This is a genomic window from Massilia frigida, assembly GCF_011682175.1.
GTDB lineage: Bacteria > Pseudomonadota > Gammaproteobacteria > Burkholderiales > Burkholderiaceae_D > Telluria_A > Telluria_A frigida.
Map to the genome: position 1 here is coordinate 176,659 of NZ_WHJG01000006.1, position 19,600 is coordinate 196,258.

General features: G+C 66.1%; 16 protein-coding genes and 2 riboswitches. Of the genes, 6 read left to right on the plus strand and 10 right to left on the minus strand.

All coding sequences use genetic code 11. The features are described from left to right. The first annotated feature begins 17 nt into the window (after window positions 1-17). Window positions 18-1,679, plus strand: a complete 1,662-nt coding sequence (locus F2P44_RS08700) for a peptide chain release factor 3 (RefSeq protein ID WP_167086370.1) — start codon at window positions 18-20, stop codon at window positions 1,677-1,679. Window positions 1,680-1,686: 7 nt separating this feature from the next. On the opposite strand, the gene F2P44_RS08705 is transcribed toward F2P44_RS08700, so the two are convergent. From F2P44_RS08705 to F2P44_RS08725, 5 genes are all read right to left on the minus strand, one after another. Next, window positions 1,687-3,603 (minus strand): putative bifunctional diguanylate cyclase/phosphodiesterase, encoded by a 1,917-nt coding sequence (locus F2P44_RS08705; protein ID WP_370662654.1) that lies wholly within the window; start codon window positions 3,601-3,603, stop codon window positions 1,687-1,689. Beyond that, on the minus strand, window positions 3,600-4,139 hold the full coding sequence (locus tag F2P44_RS08710; RefSeq protein ID WP_167086297.1) for a YfiR family protein: 540 nt from the start codon (window positions 4,137-4,139) through the stop codon (window positions 3,600-3,602). The genes F2P44_RS08705 and F2P44_RS08710 overlap by 4 nt, the downstream gene beginning before the upstream one ends. After that, a complete protein-coding gene (locus F2P44_RS08715; protein ID WP_229423462.1) occupies window positions 4,129-6,141 on the minus strand; it encodes a TonB-dependent receptor plug domain-containing protein in 2,013 nt (670 codons plus the stop codon). Before F2P44_RS08715 ends, F2P44_RS08710 begins: the two co-directional genes overlap by 11 nt. Before the next feature lie 104 nt (window positions 6,142-6,245). Beyond that, window positions 6,246-6,614: a cupin domain-containing protein gene (locus F2P44_RS08720; protein ID WP_370662656.1), complete on the minus strand. Its 369-nt coding sequence runs from the start codon at window positions 6,612-6,614 to the stop codon at window positions 6,246-6,248. Between the two features lie 14 nt (window positions 6,615-6,628). Beyond that, entirely contained in the window at window positions 6,629-7,000 is a 372-nt protein-coding gene (locus F2P44_RS08725; RefSeq protein ID WP_167086299.1) for a hypothetical protein, read from the minus strand. A 215-nt stretch (window positions 7,001-7,215) separates the two neighbouring features. Between F2P44_RS08725 and F2P44_RS08730 the strand changes: the two genes are divergently transcribed. Both F2P44_RS08730 and F2P44_RS08735 read left to right on the plus strand, forming a co-directional pair. Beyond that, entirely contained in the window at window positions 7,216-7,653 is a 438-nt protein-coding gene (locus tag F2P44_RS08730; protein WP_167086373.1) for a cache domain-containing protein, read from the plus strand. Between the two features lies 1 nt (window position 7,654). Then, complete coding sequence (locus tag F2P44_RS08735; RefSeq protein WP_167086300.1) at window positions 7,655-9,277, plus strand: methyl-accepting chemotaxis protein; 1,623 nt, start codon at window positions 7,655-7,657, stop codon at window positions 9,275-9,277. Between the two features lie 73 nt (window positions 9,278-9,350). Here the strand turns inward: F2P44_RS08735 and gcvP are convergent, their stop codons facing one another. The 3 genes from gcvP to gcvT all read right to left on the minus strand — a co-directional run bounded on the left by gcvP (window position 9,351) and on the right by gcvT (window position 13,911). Beyond that, on the minus strand, window positions 9,351-12,248 hold the full coding sequence (gene gcvP / locus F2P44_RS08740; protein WP_167086301.1) for an aminomethyl-transferring glycine dehydrogenase: 2,898 nt from the start codon (window positions 12,246-12,248) through the stop codon (window positions 9,351-9,353). Window positions 12,249-12,350: 102 nt separating this feature from the next. Then, on the minus strand, window positions 12,351-12,731 hold the full coding sequence (gene gcvH / locus F2P44_RS08745) for a glycine cleavage system protein GcvH (RefSeq protein WP_054262937.1): 381 nt from the start codon (window positions 12,729-12,731) through the stop codon (window positions 12,351-12,353). 61 nt (window positions 12,732-12,792) lie between these two features. Then, window positions 12,793-13,911 carry a glycine cleavage system aminomethyltransferase GcvT gene (gcvT, locus tag F2P44_RS08750; protein WP_167086302.1) on the minus strand — a complete coding sequence of 373 codons (1,119 nt, stop codon included), beginning with the start codon at window positions 13,909-13,911 and terminating at the stop codon, window positions 12,793-12,795. A gap of 72 nt (window positions 13,912-13,983) precedes the next feature. Continuing rightward, window positions 13,984-14,089, minus strand: a riboswitch (glycine riboswitch). A gap of 18 nt (window positions 14,090-14,107) precedes the next feature. After that, window positions 14,108-14,193: riboswitch (glycine riboswitch) on the minus strand. Window positions 14,194-14,320: 127 nt separating this feature from the next. Here gcvT and F2P44_RS08755 point away from each other — a divergent pair. Next, complete coding sequence (locus F2P44_RS08755) at window positions 14,321-14,881, plus strand: ATP-dependent Clp protease proteolytic subunit (RefSeq protein ID WP_167086303.1); 561 nt, start codon at window positions 14,321-14,323, stop codon at window positions 14,879-14,881. A 174-nt stretch (window positions 14,882-15,055) separates the two neighbouring features. Here the strand turns inward: F2P44_RS08755 and F2P44_RS08760 are convergent, their stop codons facing one another. Together F2P44_RS08760 and F2P44_RS08765 are read right to left on the minus strand one after the other, a co-directional pair. Further along, window positions 15,056-15,334, minus strand: a complete 279-nt coding sequence (locus F2P44_RS08760) for a hypothetical protein (protein WP_167086304.1) — start codon at window positions 15,332-15,334, stop codon at window positions 15,056-15,058. A gap of 182 nt (window positions 15,335-15,516) precedes the next feature. Continuing rightward, window positions 15,517-16,200, minus strand: coding sequence for a hypothetical protein (locus tag F2P44_RS08765; protein WP_167086305.1), 684 nt, complete (start codon window positions 16,198-16,200; stop codon window positions 15,517-15,519). A 178-nt stretch (window positions 16,201-16,378) separates the two neighbouring features. Here F2P44_RS08765 and F2P44_RS08770 point away from each other — a divergent pair, with 178 nt between their 5' ends. Beyond that, the gene (locus F2P44_RS08770; protein WP_167086306.1) at window positions 16,379-18,802 is read left to right on the plus strand and encodes a DUF1631 family protein; all 2,424 of its coding nucleotides are present in this window, start codon (window positions 16,379-16,381) and stop codon (window positions 18,800-18,802) included. A 128-nt stretch (window positions 18,803-18,930) separates the two neighbouring features. Next, window positions 18,931-19,599, plus strand: coding sequence for a phosphatase PAP2 family protein (locus F2P44_RS08775; RefSeq protein WP_187363272.1), 669 nt, complete (start codon window positions 18,931-18,933; stop codon window positions 19,597-19,599). The last annotated feature ends 1 nt before the right edge of the window (window position 19,600 follow it).

Below are 19,600 nucleotides of genomic sequence, written 5' to 3' on the forward strand. Positions count from 1 at the left end.
ATGTTATGGCTGAGAATATGGCCAACGATACCGATACTTCCCTTCCCGATTCAGACCTTCCCGCACCGAGCGCGACGGTCGCCCCTGCGGCGATTGCCCGCGAAGTTGCGCGCCGCCGTACCTTCGGCATCATTTCCCACCCCGACGCCGGCAAGACCACGCTGACCGAAAAGCTGCTGCTGTTTTCGGGCGCGATCCAGATGGCCGGCACCGTCAAGGCCCGCAAGAGCGGCCGCCACGCCACCTCCGACTGGATGGAAATCGAAAAGCAGCGCGGCATTTCCGTGGCCAGCTCGGTGATGCAGTTCGAGCACCGCGACCACGTCATCAACCTGCTCGACACCCCCGGCCACCAGGACTTTTCGGAAGACACCTACCGCGTGCTCACCGCCGTCGACTCGGCCTTGATGGTGATCGACGCGGCCAAGGGTGTGGAAGCGCAGACCATCAAGCTGCTGGCCGTGTGCCGCATGCGCAGCACCCCGATCGTCACCTTCATGAACAAGATGGACCGCGAAACGCGCGATCCGCTGGACCTGCTCGACGAACTCGAATCGGTCCTGAAAATCCAGTGCGCCCCGGTGACCTGGCCGATCGGCATGGGCAAGAACTTCCGCGGCGTGTACCACCTGCTGCGTGATGAAATCATGCTGTTCAAGGCCGGCGAGGAAAAGGCCGACGGCGCCTTCGAGATCGTCAAGGGCATCGACAATCCGAAACTGGCGGCCATGTTCCCGCTCGAAATCGAGCAGCTCAAGATGGAAGTGGAACTGGTGCACGGCGCTTCGCACCCCTTCGACCTGGCGCAATTCCTGGCCGGCGTGCAGACCCCCGTGTTCTTCGGTTCGGCGATCAACAACTTCGGCGTGCGCGAAATCCTCTCGGCGCTGGTCGACTGGGCCCCGGCCCCGCGCGAGCGCGACGCCACCGTGCGCGTGGTGGCCCCGGGCGAGCAGCCATTCTCCGGTTTCGTCTTCAAGATCCAGGCCAATATGGACCCGGCCCACCGCGACCGCATCGCCTTCCTGCGCGTGTGCTCGGGGCGCTTCGAGCGCGGCATGAAGGTCAAGCACCTGCGCCTGGGACGCGAGATCAAGGTCTCGTCGGTGGTCACCTTCATGGCCTCCTCGCGCGAGCAGGTCGAGGAAGCCTACGCCGGCGACATCATCGGCCTGCCGAACCACGGCAACATGCAGATCGGCGACAGCTTCTCGGAAGGCGAGATGCTGCAATTTACCGGCATCCCGTACTTCGCGCCGGACTTCTTCCGCTCGGTGCGGATCCGCAATCCGCTCAAGATCAAGCAGCTCCACAAGGGCTTGCAGCAGCTGGGCGAAGAGGGCGCGGTGCAGGTCTTCAAGCCGGTGCAGGGTGGCGAGCTGGTACTGGGTGCGGTCGGGGTGCTGCAGTTCGAAGTGGTGGCCAGCCGCCTGCTCAACGAGTATGGGGTGGATGCCGTGTTCGAAGGCACCAGCATCAGCAGCGCGCGCTGGGTCAGCGGCGACGACAAGCGCATCCTGGCCGATTTCGAGTCGGCGCTGGGCCACAACGTGGCCTACGATGCGGCTGGCAACATGGCTTACCTGGCCACTTCCAACGTCAACCTGCGCCTGACCGAAGAGCGCTGGCCCAAGCTGACCTTCCACGCCACCCGCGAGCACGCGGTCAAGCTGGCGTAAGCCGACTCTAGGCCCGCTCGCCCCAGCTGCTGCGCTTTTCGCGCAGCAGCGCGGTCAGCTGCGCGGCCGGCATCGGCCGCGCAAAATAATATCCCTGCATGATGTCGCAGCCGGCCTGGCGCAGGAAGTCGAGCTGCGCCAGCGTTTCCACGCCTTCGGCCACTACGCTTAACTGCAGGCTGTGTGCCATCGCGATGATGGCCGTGGCGATCGCCTCGCCGTCGCCCGGCACGTCGTGCACGAAACTGCGGTCGATCTTCAGCTGGTCGATCGGGAAGCGCTTCAGGTACGCCATCGACGAGTAACCGGTGCCGAAATCGTCAATCGACAGATGGATGCCGGCCGCCTGCAAGCCATGCAGCAGGTCCAGGTTGGCGTTCACGTTCTCCATCAGGACACCCTCGGTGATTTCCAGTTCCAGCAGGCTGGCCGGCAGGGCGGTTTCGTCGAGGATGGCGCGGATTTCGTCCATCAGGGCGCCGTCGCGGGTCTGGCGCGCCGACAGGTTCACCGCCACGTGCACCAGCGTGTCGAGCAAACCCTGGTCGCGCCACGCCGCCGCCTGGCGGCAGGCGGTGCGCAGCACCCAGCCGCCGAGCGCCACGATGATCCCGGTCTCTTCGGCCACCGGAATGAATTCGGCCGGGCTGACGTGCCCCAGTTCGCGGCAATGCCAGCGCGTGAGCGCCTCCACCCCCACCACGCGCCCGCTGCGCACGTCGATCTGCGGCTGGTAGTGCAGTTCCAGTTCGCCCAGGTCGAGCGCGCGGCGCAGGTTCGCTTCGAGCTTGAGGCGCTTCTGGGCGCGCTGCTCCATGGCCGGCTGGAACGCTTGAAAGCCGTTCTTGCCCTTGGCCTTGGCGTGGTACATGGCGGTGTCGGCGCTGCGCATCAGGGTGCGCGCGTCGAGCGCGTCGCGCGGATAGACGGCCACGCCGATACTGGCGCTCATATGCAGCTGGTGTCCTTCCACCTGGAACGGCGCGGCCAGCGCGGCGAGGATCTTGCGCGCCACTTCATCGACTTCGTCCGGCTCTCCGGCGGCCGTCTCGCGCGGCTCGACGATGATCACGAATTCGTCGCCGCCGATGCGGCAGATGATGTCGTTCTCGCGCAGGGTGTGCACCAGGCGCGCGGCCACCAGCTTGAGCAGGTGGTCGCCGCTGTCGTGGCCGAGCGTATCGTTGACCACCTTGAAGTTATCCAGGTCGAGCAGCAGCAGGCCGACCTCGCCCTCGGCCCGGTCGGCGCGCTCGAGCGCGAACGGCAGGCGCTCGTTGTATTCGTGGCGGTTGGGCAGGGCCGTGACCGAATCGACGTGCGCCAGATGGTGCAGGTGCTCCTCGGCGCGGCGCACCGCGCGCCGCATCGACGACACCAGCGCATAGGCCAGCGCGAGCGACGCCAGGGCCACCGCCAGGGTCAGGCCGGCGTAGGTGAGCAGGCGCGCGAACAGCTGCTCCAGGGTGGCGCGGATCAATACCACGCCGACCCGCTGCTGGTTCACGCGCACCACGTGCACCACTTCCACCACGTCGGGCCCGTAGCGGTAACCGGCATCCAGCAGGGCGCCATCGGGTGCGGCCGGCTGGGCGCCGGTGCCGCGCTGGTAGTGCGCCAGCAGCACGCCGCGCGCGTCGAAAATGCTGGCGCTGTCCACGCTGGGCGAGACCGCCAGGCCCGCCAGCGTTTCCTCGCCCGCCTTGACATCGTTGAACAGCAGGGCCGCGCTGCTGTTGTTGCCGACGATCTGGGCCTGCACCCGCAAGTCGTCCGCCAGCACGCCGCGCATCGACAGGAACTGGAAGACGATCAAGGCCAGGCTGGCCACGAACAGCGCGGCGGCGGCCGTCAGGATGGTGGTCAGCGCCAGCTTCTTGCCGAGCAGGCGCGGAGCGCTCATGAGCGCCGGGCGCGCGCTCACTGCACGCTCCTGGCAAGGCGCAGCAGCTTGGAACTGAGGTTCAGCCGGGCCGCGCGCGCCGGCGCCATGTCGACGTCGAACACGATGCGTTCATCCATCACCGCCATGGCGATGACCACGCCGTCCGGACCGATCACGCGGTCGTCCGAGACGGTCAGCACCGGCGCGCCGGCCAGCTCGCGGCGCAGCTCGCGCCAGCGCTCGCGGTCGATCTGTTCGACCACCAGCACATGGCAGCCGCGCAGGGAAGCGCCGGCATGGCGCACCGCGATGGGGTGGCCGTTGACGACCTTGTCGTGCAGTTTGCTCAGCGACGCGAACAGCGCGCCGCCGGCGTTGGCGCACAGGCTGATCGGCGCGCCGCCTGCCAGCGCTTCCGGTGGCCACTCGGCGAACACGGTGAAATTGAAGACAAAGGCGGCCTTCATCGCGTTTTCCGGCACCGGGTCGGCGCGCGCCGCCGCTGCGGCGGCCAGGCCGGCCGCCAGCAGCCAGAAAAAGCGCCGCGCGCGTGGAGGGCGGCGTTCAGAAGGCATACGCCAGCCTTGCGCGCAGGCGCCGCCCGTCCTGCGCGATCACGCCCTGGCGGTGTTCGATGGAGGCGGGATCGGCATACGCGCGGTCGAACAGATTGGTCACGCCGAGCGAGAGTTCAACATTGCGCAGCAGGCGCGCGCGCACCAGGTTCGCGTTGACCACCACATAGCGCCCGGCCGTGCCCGACATGCCATGGCGCGCGCCCGCATACTGGCCTTCGAGCGCGGCGCGCCAGCCGTCGGCGCCGAGCGGTGCGGACAGATTGAGCTTGGCCAGGCGCGCCGGCGCGTTGACCGGCTGGCCGAGCGCGTCGCTGACCCGGAACGCGCTGTAGCTGGTGCGCAGCGACAGGCCGCCCAGGGTGCCGCGTTCGTATTCGATTTCCACGCCGCGCGCGCCCAGGCGGCCGATATTTTCGAAGCGCACGCTGGCCGGCTCGTGCTGTTCGAGCGGCGCGATCAGGTTGGACAACGCGGTCCGAAATGCCGACACGCTCACGCGCGCATTCTCGCCGAACTGCCGCACCAGCGCCAGTTCGGCCGAGCGCACCCGTTCCTCGCGCAAGCCGGGATTGCCGGTCTGGCCGTCGGCGCCGGGGAAGGCATAGAATTTCTCATAACTGTTGGGCGAGCGGAAGGCAGCGCCGTAGATCGCCTTGACGGTGGTGGCGGCGGCCACATCCCAGATCAGCGCTGCGCGCGGACTCCATACGCCGCCGCTGCCGCTGTTGCGGTCGTAGCGCAGGCCCAGGTTGAGCAGCACGGCCGCGCCCAGCGCCACCTGGTCTTGCAGATACAGGCCGGCGCGCCGCCCGCTGCGGCGGTCGTCCAGGTAGCTGTAAAACGGCGCGACGTCGAAACTGTACTGGTGCAGGCGGTAGTCGCGCTGCAGGTCGATCCCGGCCAGCACGGTGTGCCCGGCCAGGCGCGTGCTCAGCACGCTGGCGTCGATGCCCCACCAGCGCGCGCCGCTGCCGTCGTGGCTGAGCGTGCGCGCCTCGTCCTGCGCCACGTAATCGCCGAACGAATCGTACTGGCCCCAGAACAGGCGCGCCTTGAGCTGTTCGAGCGCGCCGGGATCGCTGCGCCAGGCCGCGTTGACATAGGTCTGGCGGTCGGTGGTGGCCGGGCGCGGATCGTTGAAGCTCTGGCCGTAGGAGGCGGTCGGGATGCCCTTGACCCGGTTTGCGTGGATCAGGCTCAGGGTGGCCGCGCCGTGCGTGGCGCGCGCGAAAAAGCGCTGCCCGCGTTCGTCATCGAGGCCGCTCGCCACGCCGTGGTTTTGCTCAGGCGTATCGAATTCGGGGAAGTACAGGTCGCGCCCATCGCTGCGCCAGGCGCTGGCGGCGAGCAGGTACTCGCTGCCCTGGGGCGAGCGCCAGCCAACGCTGGCCGCCGCCTTGCGCGCGCCGTCCTGGCCCGCTTCGAGCGAGCCGCGCGTGCCGGCCAGCGCGCCCGGCTGCTTGGTGATCACGTTGATCACGCCGATGATGGCGTTCGAGCCGTAGATTGACGACCCCGGGCCGGGCACGAACTCGATGCGTTCGACCAGGTCCAGGTCGAGCGGGAATTCGGCCCCCACCGGCGCCTGGTCGTACACCGCGTCGTTGATGCGGTTGCCGTCGACCTGCAGCAGGAAGCGGGTATTGAAGTCGCCCGGCCGCAGGATGCCGCGCTGGCCAAGATAGCTGTAGTTGCGGTCATAGCTGACCATCATGCCGCGTACACTGCGCGCCACGTCGGCCAGGGTGTTCCAGCCGAACTGGCGAATGTCGGCGGCCGTGATCACCGTCACCGACGAGGGTGCGCGGCTCGACTTTTGCATGAACCTGGAGGCGCTGTAGACCTCCATCGACATCAGCTGTTCGAGGGGCAGGGTGGTCAGGTCGGGCGTGTCGCCGGCGCGCGCGCCGGCGCTGGCGATGGCCAGCATCGACAGCGCCAAAACGCACGCATGGCGCGGCAGGCGGAGCGGGGTCGGACGGGTGGGCGCTGGCATCATAGTGGGTACGTCTTGAGAATTGACGTACAACAACATCTTGGCAGCTTGTGGCTTGCTTGTACAGAAATGACCCTGCGCTTGTCGGTCCAGCGCCACAATCGTGTCTATTTGGCCGGGGTGGCCAGCGGCTTGCCCTGTTCGACCATGTAGACGCCGACCAGGCGCATGGTGGCGGTGCCGGGATTGTGGGCGTCATGCACGGTGCCGGCCGGGATCACGAAGGCCTCGCCGGCGCGTACCGTGCGCGGCGCGGCGCCGTCGACCAGCAGTTGGCCCTCGCCTTCGAGCACGTAGCCGATTTCGTCGCCCGGGTGGCTGTGGCGCCCGGCGCGCGCGCCGGCGGCCAGTTCGACCCGCATCACCACCGCCTCGGTGTTGGGAAAGGAGGATGCGGCCCTGAGCACCGGCGTACGCACGATGCCGCCGGCCTTTGGCGCGGCGCAGCCGGCCAGCGCCAGCACGCCGGCCGCCATCCAGCCGAGGCGGATCATGATGTACTTTCCTGCTTGCGTGGCGGCGCGCCCCGTTCCTGCGCGCGCGCCAGCAGCCAGGCGTCGACCAGGCTCGCCACCCAGCACGCCAGCATCACGGCGGCGGCGATATTCATCAGCGGCGTGGCCGTCTCGCCCTGCCGGTGCAGTTGCTCGGCGATCAGCACCGGATCGGCCGCCAGGGAACCGCTCAGCACGTCGTCGACCATGCGCGAGGCGGTGTCGACCACTTGCTTGAAAAAATAAATGGCCGCGAGCAAGGTCGGCACGATAAACAGGCAGGCGCGCGCGCGCCGGCCCAGGTAATACTGTCCGGCACCCGGAAACACCAGGCCCGACAATAGCAGGGCAACCACAGAACGATTCATCTCTCTTCCTTGACTGATAGGCGCGATCCGCACGATTGATCCCGCGCAAACCGGCGCCCCGCGCGAACGCGTAAATTAACCTATGCGCTCAGGAAACATTGCGCCAACTCATCTTGCGCAGGCCGGCTGGCAGCCAATCATACCTGTCCCGGCGCCCGAATGCGCGTTCACCGACGTTGAAGGACATCATTGTGAAGATACTCATCAAGGCTGGCATGCTGCTGGCCTGTTTCTGGAGCGGCGCCGGCTGGAGCGCCCCTGCCGTCGCCGAGCCGGACGAAAAAGACGCGGTGGCGCTGGTGGAGAAGGGCGCGCGCTTCATGAAGCTGCGCGGCAAGGAAGAAATGATCCGGCTAATCAATACCCGCGACCCCGAGTACAACCGTGGCGCCCTGTACGTGGCCATGCGCGACCTGTCCGGCATCACGGTCGCGCACCCGACCACGGCGCTGATCGGCAAGGACTTGCGCGACGTGCCCGATGCCGACGGCAAGCTGTTCCGCCACGAAATGATCGCCATCGCCAACGGCCCGGGCCGCGGCTGGGTCGACTACAAGTTCAAGAACCCGGTCAGCGGCAAGGTCGAGGCCAAGACCACGTATGTGTTGCGTATTGGCGACGTGGCCCTGGAAGCCGGCGTCTACAAGCACTGACATGCTCGAGCGCCTGCGCATCGGTCCCAAGCTGCTGCTCGCACCCGGCCTGGTGCTGCTGTTGCTGATGCTTTCCTCGGGCAGCGCATGGTATGCGATGGTGCGCCAGAACCAGGCGGTCGACATCATCGTGGGCGAGCGCGCAGCCCGCATCCGCGACGCCAATGAACTGGTGGCCGATGCGCAGCACGCGCATGCGCGCATGTACCAGCTGCTGACCTGGATCAGCGCCAGCTTTTCCGCGCCGCGCATCGATGCGCTCGGGCAGGACATTTATCAGCGCCACGCCGCCATCGAACGCAAGTTCGCGGCCCTGGCCGGGCGCACCGGCAGCGCCGCTCCCGAGCACCGCTTCGTCACCCAGGCCGGAGCCGCGCATGGCGTCTACATGCGCGCCATTCTCGATGTGATCGAACTGTCCCAGGTCGACCACTCGATGAGCGCCAACGCCATGTCCAAGGCCGAACAAGCGTTCGGCGTGGTGGCCTTGCGGCTGTCGGAACTGGCGCGCCTGGAGCAGGAACTGAGCGAACGCGCCTCCGCGCGCGCCGCCGCCGATTTTGCGGCGCTGTCGGTCCTGATGCCGCTGCTGGTCGCCCTGTCGGTGGCCGGCACGCTCGGCATCACCATGCTGGTGCGGCGCGCGCTGCTGCGCGAAGTGCGCGATCTCAGCGAGACCGCCGGCGAACTGGCCAGCGGCAACCTGACGGTCAAGAAGCGCAGCTACGGACGCGATGAAATCGCCGACACCGCGCGCACGCTCGATGCCAGCATCGGCACCCTGAACGCGACCCTGAAAAGCATCCTGGTGTCGGCACGCTCGATCGACAGTGCCTCGCGCGACATCGCCTTAGGCAGTGCCGGCCTAGCCAGCCGCAACGCGGCCCAGGCCAGCGTGCTCAAACACGCCGCCAGCGCGGTCGAGGGGCTGGGCACCACGGCGGGCATGGCCGCCGACAGCGCGTACAGCGCCAACCGCCTGGCCGACGAAACCTCGGCGCAAGCCATGTGCGGCGGCGGTGTGCTCGACCGGCTGGTGCTGACCATGGCCGCGGTACGCGGCAGTTCGCAGCGCGTTGCGCAGATTATTGGCGTGATCGACAACCTGGCTGGCCAGACCAATGCGCTGGCACTCAACGCGGCCGTCGAAGCGGCCAAGGCCGGCGAGCAGGGCCACGGCTTTGCGGCAGTGGCGGGCGAGGTGCGGATACTGGCGCAGCGCTCGGCCAGCGCCGCGCGCGAGATCAAGGAACTCATTGCGCAGGCGCTCGCCGAGATCGACGGCGGCAGCGCGGGCGCCTCGGAAGCGGGCATGCGCATGGTGGGCATCGCGCAATCGGTGCAGCAGGTGGGGGACATGGTCAGCCAGATCGGACAAGCCAGCGCGGGGCAGGCCGGCGGCATCGGCGCGGTGAGCGACGCGATCGTGCAGATGGACCAGATGACACGGCAGAATTCCGTGCTGGTGGAAGAAGCAGCATCGGCGGCGCAAAGGCTGCAGCGCCAGGCGCTGACCCTGTCGAAAGCGGTCAGCGGATTTCGCATCGACGACAGCGTGCCGGATGCGGCAGGGCCGCCGGCGAAAACCACGCCGCATCTGCGGCTGGCCTCGCGGCGGCCCTGACCAGGGCGGCCCTTACCTGGGCGGCCCTTACCCGGGCGGCCCTTACCCGGGCGGCCCAGGCGACACTACAGGCTTACTCGTAGTCGCTGATCGGCGCGCAGCCGCAGAACAGGTTGCGGTCGCCGTACACATTGTCGGCGCGGCCGACCGGCGGCCAGTACTTCTGCTTGCGCAGCGACGCCACCGGGAAGGCAGCTACCTCACGGCTGTACTTGTGTTCCCAGACGTCGGCGGTGACCACTTCGGCGGTGTGCGGCGCACCCTTGAGCGGGTTGTCCATGCGGTCGTATTCGCCGCGCTCGACCTTGACGATCTCGGCGTGGATCGCGATCATCGCATCGATGAAGCGGTCCATCTCGGCCTTCGATTCGCTTTCGGTCGGCTCGATCATCAGGGTGCCCGGTACCGGGAAGCTCATCGTCGGCGCATGGAAACCGAAGTCCATCAGGCGCTTGGCCACGTCTTCGTTGCTGATGCCGGTGGCGTCGGTGATCGGACGCAGGTCCAGGATGCACTCGTGCGCCACCAGGCCATCGTGGCCCGTGTACAGCACAGGGTAGTGCGGCGCCAGGCGGCGCGCGATGTAGTTGGCGGCCAGGATTGCCGTTTCGGTGGCGGCGGTCAAGCCTTCGCCGCCCATCATCGCGATGTACATCCACGAGATCGGCAAGATGCTGGCCGAGCCGAATGGCGCCGCGCTGACCGCGCCGATGCCGGCTTCGTCGCGCGTGTAGCCGCTCGAACGCTGGTTCGGCAAGAACTTGGCCAGGTGCGCGCCCACGCCGATCGGACCGACGCCAGGGCCGCCGCCGCCGTGCGGAATGCAGAAGGTCTTGTGCAGGTTCAGGTGGCTCACATCGCCACCGAAGCTGCCCGGTGCCGCCACGCCGACCAGCGCGTTCATGTTGGCGCCGTCGATGTAGACCTGGCCGCCGTGCGAATGGATGATCTCGCACAGCTCTTGAATGCCTTCCTCGAACACGCCGTGGGTCGACGGGTAGGTGACCATCACGCAGGCCAGGCTGGCGCTATGCTGTTCGGCCTTGGCGCGCAGGTCCGCCAGGTCGACGTTGCCGCGCTCGTCGCAGGCGGTGACGACCACCTTCATGCCGACCATATTGGCCGATGCCGGGTTGGTGCCGTGCGCCGAGGAGGGAATCAGGCAGATATTGCGGTGGCCTTCGCCGCGCGATTCATGGTAAGCCTTGATCACCAGCAGGCCCGCGTACTCGCCCTGCGAGCCGGCGTTCGGCTGCAGCGACACGGCGGCATAGCCGGTCAGCGCGCACAGCATGTCTTCCAGCTGGCCGATCATGTCGCGGTAGCCGACCGTTTGCGCGTCCGGCGCGAACGGGTGGATGTTGGAGAATTCGGGCCAGGTGACCGGGATCATTTCGCTGGTCGCGTTGAGCTTCATGGTGCACGAGCCAAGCGGGATCATGGTGCGGTCCAGCGCCAGGTCCTTGTCGGCCAGGCCGCGCAGGTAGCGCAGCATTTCGTGTTCCGCGTGGTAGCGGTTGAAGGTCGGGTGGGTCAGGTAGGTGCTGGTACGCGCCAGCGCTTCCGGATAGGCGTCCTGCGCGCTCGCTTCGATGGCATCAAAATCGGGCGAAGCAGGGGCGGTCGAGACGCCCTGGGCGAAGATGGTCCACAGCAGCGCAATGTCTTCGCGGGTGGTGGTTTCATCGAGCGAGATGCCGACGTGGCTGGCATCGACCTTGCGCAGGTTGACGCCATGTTCGATGGCGATCGCGTGCAGTTCGGCCGCGCGCGCACTCTTGATGGTGAGCGTGTCGAAATACGTCTTGTTGACGACGTCGTAGCCGAGCTGGCCGAGCTTGGCGGCCACGATGGCGGTGAAGCGGTGCACGCGGCGCGCGATGCGCTGCAAGCCTTCAGGACCGTGGTAGACCGCGTACATCGATGCCATCACCGCCAGCAGCACCTGCGCGGTGCAGATGTTGGAGGTGGCTTTTTCGCGGCGGATGTGCTGCTCGCGCGTTTGCAGCGCCAGGCGGTACGCCTTGTTGCCCTGGGCATCGATGGTCACGCCCACCAGGCGGCCGGCCATGCTGCGCTTGAATTCGTCGCGCGTGGCCAGGTAGCCGGCGTGCGGGCCGCCGAAACCGAGCGGCACGCCGAAGCGCTGGCTGTTACCGACGACGACGTCGCAGCCCCAGTCGCCCGGCGGCGCCAGCAGGGTCAGTGCCAGCAGGTCGGCGCAAGCGATCACCATGGCGCCGGCCGCATGCAGTTTTTCGACGGCGGCGCGGTAGTCGCGTACATCGCCATTCACGCCCGGGTACTGGATCAGCACACCGAAGCAGGGCTCGGACAGGCCGGCGATGTCGGCCGCCGCGATGGTGCGCACTTCCACGCCGATCGGCTGGGCGCGCGTCTGCACCACTTCCAGCGTTTGCGGCAGCACGTCGTCGGCCACGTAGAACACGTTCGAGGCCGATTTGCCGACGCGCTGGATCAGCGTCATCGCTTCGGCGGCGGCGGTGCCTTCGTCGAGCATCGACGAGTTGGCGATGCCCATGCCGGTCAGGTCGGTGATCATTTGCTGGAAGTTCAGGATCGCTTCCAGGCGGCCTTGCGAAATCTCGGGCTGGTACGGCGTGTAGGCGGTGTACCAGGCCGGGTTTTCAAAGATATTGCGCAGGATGACGCCTGGCGTATGGCTGTTGAAGTAGCCCTGGCCGATCATCGACTTCATGACCTTGTTCTTGGCGGCCAGCGCCTTGAGTTTGCCCAGCGCAGCCTGTTCCGGCATCGGGTCGAAGAACTGGCCCAGTTCCAGCTTGCTCTTCTTGCGGATGTTGGCGGGCACGATGGCGTCGATCAGCGCCGCGCGCGATGGATAGCCGAGCGTGGCCAGCATGGCTGCCTGTTCGGCGGTGGACGGGCCGATATGGCGCGGAATGAACGAATCGCGTGCTTCGAGTTGGGTCAGGCTGGTGCGGGTCATGGTAGTCGGGGCCGAAAAAGGACTGCCACCGGCGCTGTCGGATACACGGCGCGGCGGCGGACTGGAAAGAAACGGCCGCCAGCGGGCGGCGGCCAGGAGTTTTTATTCTGCGGTGGCTTTGCCGTAGGCAGCGGCGTCGAGCAGGCCATTGATGGCGCCGGCGTCGCTTGGTTTGAGCTTGAACAGCCAGGCCGCGAAGGCGTCGGTATTGATCGAGTCCGGCGCGTCGGCGACGGCGTCGTTGACGGCGATGCACTCGCCCGATACCGGCGCGTAGATGTCGCTGGCCGCTTTCACCGATTCGACCACGGCGGCGTCGTCGCCGGCGGTGAAGACCTTGCCTACCTTCGGCAGTTCGACGAAGACGATATCGCCCAGCGCGTCCTGCGCATATTCGGTGATGCCGACGGTGAGGGTGCCGTCAGCTTCGGCGCGTACCCATTCGTGGGACTCGGTGTATTTCAGGTCGGCTGGGATGTTCATAATGTTTGCTCCAAGAGGTCGCGGTCGATGTAAATGCTACTTAATGAGTGTGTTGCCCCGATCAGGCAGCGAGGATTTTACCGTTTCGCACGAACGGCAGCTTGATCACGCTGGCGGCGAGCTTTTTGTCGCGGATTTCAACGTGCACGGTGTCGCCCACGGCCACGCCCATCGGCACGCGCGCCAGGGCGATCGCTTCCTGCATGGTCGGGCTGAACGTGCCGCTGGTGATTTCGCCGGTGCTGCCATCCTGCGCGACCACTTTCTGGTGCGCGCGCAGGATGCCGCCTTTTTCGCGCAGGATCAGGCCCACGTACTGCGCGTTCTGGCCCATCGCCTTGAGCGCGGTCTTGCCGATGAAGTCGCGCTCGGCGTTCAGGTCGACGGTCCAGGCCAGGCCGGCGTCAAGCGGGTTGACCGTGTCGTCCATGTCCTGTCCGTACAGATTCATGCCCGCTTCCAGGCGCAGCGTGTCGCGCGCGCCCAGGCCGGCCGGCTTGACGCCGGCGGCGACCAGCGCATTCCACAGCGCCTCGGCCTGGGAAGCGGGGAAGGCCAGCTCGAACCCGTCTTCGCCGGTGTAGCCGGTGCGCGCCACCATCACCTCGCCGAAGGCGGTGTCCTTGACGATGACGGCGTTGAACGGTTTGAGTGGCTCGGAAACAGCCTGGGTGGTCGGCAGCACCTGCCACACCTTGGCGCGCGCGTTCGGACCCTGGACGGCGATCAGCGCCATCGGCTCGTTGCCGTCGCGGCGCTGGGTGATGGTCACGCCGCTCCTGGTGGCGTGGTTCTGGGCGCTGATCCAGGCCACGTCTTTTTCGGCGGTGCCGGCGTTGACGACCAGGCGGAACCAGGTCTCGCTGAAGAAGTAGACGATCAGGTCGTCGATGACGAAGCCCTGCGGATTGAGCATGCATGAATACAGTGCCTTGCCGGCCACCTGCAGCTTGTCGACGTTATTGGCCAGCAGGCCGCGCAGGAAAGGGCGGGCGCTCTCGCCTTCGATATCGACCACGCACATGTGCGAGACGTCGAACATGCCGACATCGCTGCGCACCCCGTGGTGTTCTTCGATTTGCGAGCCGTAGTTGACGGGCATGTCCCAGCCGCCGAAATCGACCATCTTGGCGCCGGCGGCGCGGTGTGCGGAATTGAGCGGGGTCGCTTTAAGCGTCATGGAATCCTCAGGGCAGAATGAATGGGGGTACGACGAGCAGACGTGGAGCGGCTCTTGCCGTTCCGGTATGCTTCGCGCCCCTCTGTCCTTGGTACCTGAGAGATAGCGGATTGACGTCCGCTTGCCCCTTCGGTGGGCCGCCGGCATGGTGCCGCGGCCGCTCTCCAGAGTTCAGCCGGTAGCGCTGCGCGCCGCCGACCCCTGACCGGTCCTTTTGCCTGAGAGTTTTTGGGTGATGCCCCTTCGGCGGCAGCGTGCGCTGCCCTCTCCCGATCAAGACTGTGGAGCATATGCCAGCAAGGCGTAACTGTCAACCTTGCCTGGGGTGCGCACGAATGAGATACGCATGGAAAAACCCTGGCTCGTCCGATTTGTTAAAATAATTCATCTACTTTGCGAGCAGACAGCCATGAGCGAAGAAAAATCCACCAAAGAGACCGATGCCTGGTTCACCTTGTCGGGCGATGTCAACAGCGATATGGTGCACCGCGTGTTCGAGGCGGTGTCCGGCATGAGCGAAAACGGCGTCGAAACGGCGCACGTGCTGATCCAGTCGAACGGCGGCTACGTCAGCGACGGGCTGTGCCTGTACAACTTCCTGTCGAACTCGCCCGTCAAGTTTGTCATGTACAACGCCGGGGCGGTGGCGTCGATCGCCGTCATCCTGTTTCTGTCCGGCACGCGCCGCTACGCCAGCGAGACTGCGCGCTTCATGGTGCACAAGTCGCATGCGACGGCCTCGCCCGGCGCGCGTCCGGATGCGCTCAATATCATCGTCGAAGGCTTGCGCGCCGACGATGCACGCACCGAATCGATCTTGCGCAAGCATATCGAGTTGCTGCCGGAGCAGTGGGCAATCCACCAGTATTCCGATCTGCACCTGACCGCGCGCGATGCCAAGGTCGCCCGCATGATCAATGACGTGGCCGACTTTGCGCCGCCCAAGGGCGTTCACATTCGCAATATCTGAACGCGCCGCCGTGATTGGCCCTTGCCGTGCCGGCCGCAGCGGCCCGGTCCGGCGTCCGGCCAAAAAAAGAGCCTGTCAACGGCCGGGCCGATGCAGACTCTGTCTATTGTTCCCTGTTTAAATAGGGCATGGCGCCGCCCGCAAACCCGGCGACGCCCGCTGTGCTAGCGGTGATCAGCGTTTGTCGCCGCCGCTTTTGCTGCCGCTGCTGCTGCCGGAATTCGATCCCGACTGCTTGCTGCCCGAGCCCGAACCGGATTGCTTCGAGCCGCTCTCCTTGTCGTCATTCTTGTGGCTTTGGCGGCCGGCTTCCACGTGCTGCTCATGGGTTCCGCCCTGGGTGCCGCCGCCGGAGCGCGAACCGCTGCCGGAACCTTGCGAGCCCGATTGCTTGTTCGAGCTGGAACTATCGCTTTGCTTGCTGCCTTGACCGCTTTTCTGATTCGAGTTCATGTCCATTCCTTTTCAAAGTTTGAAAATGTCGTGCTCGCCGGTGATGCTGATGGGGAGCTCTCTTCAGCGTTTCCGGTAACACAATCATGCGAGCCGCACCGTTGAAGAGGTATCGGAATTCACCTTGAACTTGTGTAGGAGGAGTTCCTACAGGATTGCAACTAATGCACAGCGGAAATCGTTCAGGATTGCGGCGGCAACTGCCCGGTGCGTGCCGCCTCGACTGCGGCATTGACGGCGAGAATGGTGGTGTGGAAGGCGAGGGCATCGATGATCCGGCTCAGCCGTGCAAGCCGGGCCGCCGCCTCGCCCGTTCCCGCCGCGGCGCTGCGCGGCGCCGGAACAGTGTGCGCCCGGGCGCTCCCATCGCCCGCGCCGTGGGTGGCGGCTGCGTCGCGCGGCGCGCCGCCCTCCATGGCACGCACGATCAGGCTGCGGCCGGCCGCGCCAGGCTTGCGCCGCAGCGGCGCCGCAGGCGCTACCGTCACTGCCCGCAGCCACAGCGCCAGCAGGATGGCTGCCGCCGCATTGGCGCCGATGCAAAACCAGACCCACAGGCGGGCGGCGGCGTAATCTTCCCCGGCGCACGCGGCGGCATCGTCGAGCGTGATCCCGGTCAAGGGGCCCAGGCTGCGGCCTAAACTTTGCAGCGCCGGCGCCGTTACCGCTTTCATCTGTTCAAGCTGACTCAGCAGTACAATGGAAAGCCAGGCACCCAGTCCGAGCACGATGGCAAAGCCCAGATACAGGGGGAACTTGAGATCGCGGCGGCACATCGTTATCATGGCGTAGTCCTCAAGAATAAAATTGCTGTGTGGAATTGTGATTATCCTAGAGAAACTTCTGGCTTTGAATTTGTGTTCCATCAACAGTTCAAATGATGAAAACGGGCTTCCTCTGGAGGGAAAAGCAAGAGTGGACATGGAAATAATGCGGTTGAACAAAAAATAACGGGTTGTTTCAAATTTTCCCGTTGCCAGTCGGCAATAATGTGAGAGAATGTTTGTTATGGCAAAAGATATCTAACCCCCCAACGAGCAGACAATGGCTCCACCTTCACCGTCCGTAGCTGCAGCAAGGAAGACAGGTCCGTCGCGCCACGAGCTGTTGGAGGCGCTTGTCGCGACCGTGACCAAGCATGCCAACGACCACTTGATGGCGGTGGCGACACGTCTGGTTGCAAGCTTGCTCGATGTGACGGACCCGGCGCTCGATGCACGCTCCGTGTTCCAGCGGGTCAAGTCGGGGAATCTGCTAAAAAACAACACCTACGCTTTCTTTCATGTCGCTGCCGCCGGCATCGCTCGCGCCATGCGTGCCGAAGTCGACGTGCTATTGCCGCCGCTCAAAAAAGCCGCGCTAGCCTTGCCCACCTCGCTGGAATTGGTGCCCTACGAGGAAATGGATAGCCGCGTCGCCTTCGACGCCATCAGCCGTCCATTCGAAATGCAGTATGCGAGCCAGATCGCCACCCTGAATGTACGCCTCGGCTTCCTGCTGGAGCGCGATGTGCTGCGCATCAGCCAGAATCCCTTCCGTCCCGAAATGTTCCTGTCGGCCTTGAACCAGGCCTGGCGTGAGTTCGAGCCGGACGAGGAGGCCCACGGGCTGATTCTGCCGATGCTGCGCCCGTCGCTGCTGTTCGACTTTGCGCCGATGTACGATGCGCTGTGCGACCTGCTGATGAACAAGGGCGTCCAGCCCGGCTCGGTGGACGCCTTCAAGATCAAGAAAACCGAAAGCGCGGCCGCAGCCAGGAAGGCGCGCGCCAGCGGCCAGGCCGAACTGGCCAAGCAGCTGCGCCAGTTCCTGCGCGACGACGACGATGACGCGCCCGCGTCCGGCTTCGATATCCCGATGATTCCCGACCTGCCGGCCATGGCGCCATCGGGCGGCGGCTGGCGTCCGAGCGGCGCCGCCGCCTTCCAGGGCGCGCCCGGCAGCGCGGGCGAGGCCAGTGTGCCGGCCGCGCCGTGGCATGGCGGCCCGGCGCCCCAGGGCGGTGCGCCAGGGCAGGGCGTGCACGCCGCGGGCGGTTTTGCGCCGGCCGCGTTTGGCGGCGGCGGGGGCATTGCCGCCGGCGGCTTCGGTCGCGCCATGGAGGGCGGCCAGGTGATGGTGCCCGCGTCCCTGCTGGAGATGCTCAAGGGTTTGCAGGGCCGCCTGCCGGAACAGTTCAGCAACGTGGCGCCGACCCCGGCCGAGGCGCAGGCGGGCAATGTGTTTTATCTGCCGCGCCTGAAGGAAAGCATCCCGAAAGGGGCCCTGTCGCGCGGCGATGAGAGCACCATCGACCTGTTGTCGAAGATTTTCGAAACGGTGTTGCTCGACCCGAACATCCCGAAAGATTCGCGCGACCTGATCCAGTCGCTGCAGATTCCGGTGCTCAAGGCGGCGCTGGCCGACAAGAATTTCTTCTTCGAGGAAACGCACCCGGCGCGCCGCATGATCGACCTGATGTCGACCATGGGCCTGGAGCAGCGCTCCGGTCCGGACGATCCTGTGTTCCAGGTCATGCAGCGCAGCGTGGAGCGGGTCGGGCGCGACCAGGACGATGGCGGCGCGCCGGCCGACGTGTTCTCGAAAGTGGTGGCCGAGCTCGAAGAGACGATGAAGGCCGAGGAAACGGCGGCAGCGACCGCCATCGCGGCGCCGATCGCCGCAGCCTTGCGCCAGGAAAAAGTCACCGCCGCGACACGCTCGGCCCGCAGCGCGGTCGCCGCGCGGGTTGGCAGCGGCCAGGTGGTCGCCATGCTGGAAACCTTCCTCGAAAACAAGTGGACCTCGGTGATGACGGTCGCCTACAGCGTCGAGGATGACAAGCCCGGCGCGGTCGGCAACGCCACCAAGACGATGGATGAGCTGATCTGGAGCGTCAAGCCGAAGATCACCCACGAACAGCGGCGCGACCTGATCGGTAAGTTGCCGAGCCTGCTGGCAACCCTGAACAAATGGCTCGATGTGATCAAGTGGCAGGATGCCGACCGCATCCAGTTCTTTGCCGACCTGGCCGAGTGCCATGCGTCGATCGTGCGCGCGCCGCTCGACATCACGCCCGAACGCCAGCTCGAAATCGCCGTCGAAGTGGCCCAGCAAGACGCGATGCGCCGGCTGGAAAAGGAAAACGAAGCCCTGGCCGCCGCCGAGGAAGCCGCGCACGCCGAGCTGGACGACGCCGAACTGGGCGTCGACGCCCTCGAACGCAATATGTGGATCGAATTTACCGATCCGGACGGCAGCATCCGCAAGGTCAAGCTGGCCTGGATCAGCCCGTTGCGGACCCTGTATATTTTCTCGACCGGTGCGCGCCAGGAAGCGTTTTCGCTTTCCTCCGACAAGCTCATCGAAGCGTACCGCGCCCAGCGCGTGCGCCTGATGAAGGTCGAGGGCGTGGTCGGACGCGCGCTGTCGCAGGCCATGGACGAAGCGCTCGGCGAGTCGGAAAAGGCGCAGTCGGTCGCCGCCTGAGGCGTGCGCCGGCACGCCTGATATCGTTGGCAATCCCATATTATTAACATTGGCGTATCATTCGGGCCGGGCCTGATCGGCATTGCAGCGCCGGCCAGGCCCGGCTTTTTTCACTTCCGACCCTGTCTATGAATTGGTATCACCTTACCGCGCTGGGCGGCATCGCCGTCACCGCGCCCCTGGGCATCGCCATTGCCGTCTGGCTGGCCGCCGCCCACTGCCGCCGCCGCGCCCTGTACTGGTGCCTGCTGTTCGGCGCCACCCTGTTGATCGTCATCGCCAGCAAGATTGCCTTCCTCGGCTGGGGGATCGGCATCGAAGCTGTGCATTTCGCGGGCTTCAGCGGCCATGCCGCGCGCGCCGCGGCCGTGTTCCCGGTGGCCGCCTATCTGGCGCTGTGCGGGCGCGCCAAGGCCTGGCGCTACCTCGCGGTCGGCCTGGGCGTGGCGCTGGCGCTGGCCGTCACGCTTTCGCGCGTGATGGTCGACACCCATAGCGTCTCGGAAGCGATCCTCGGCTGCCTGCTCGGGCTGGCGTGCGCTGGCGCTTTCATCGCGCTGGTGCGCTCGAACCGCCAGTTCCAGCCCAGCCTGACCCTGATCGCGCTCACCTTGGCCGTACTGCTCATTCCCTACAAGGGCGAGCCGCACAATTCGCAGCAATGGATGACGGGCCTGGCGCTCGGTTTGTCCGGCGCCGACCGGGTCTACACGACCGCTACCTGGGGCCCGACGCGCAATCCGTACTCGCCGCCATGTCCCAAGGCCGATCGTTACTTCAACTACGTCTGTTTTTAGG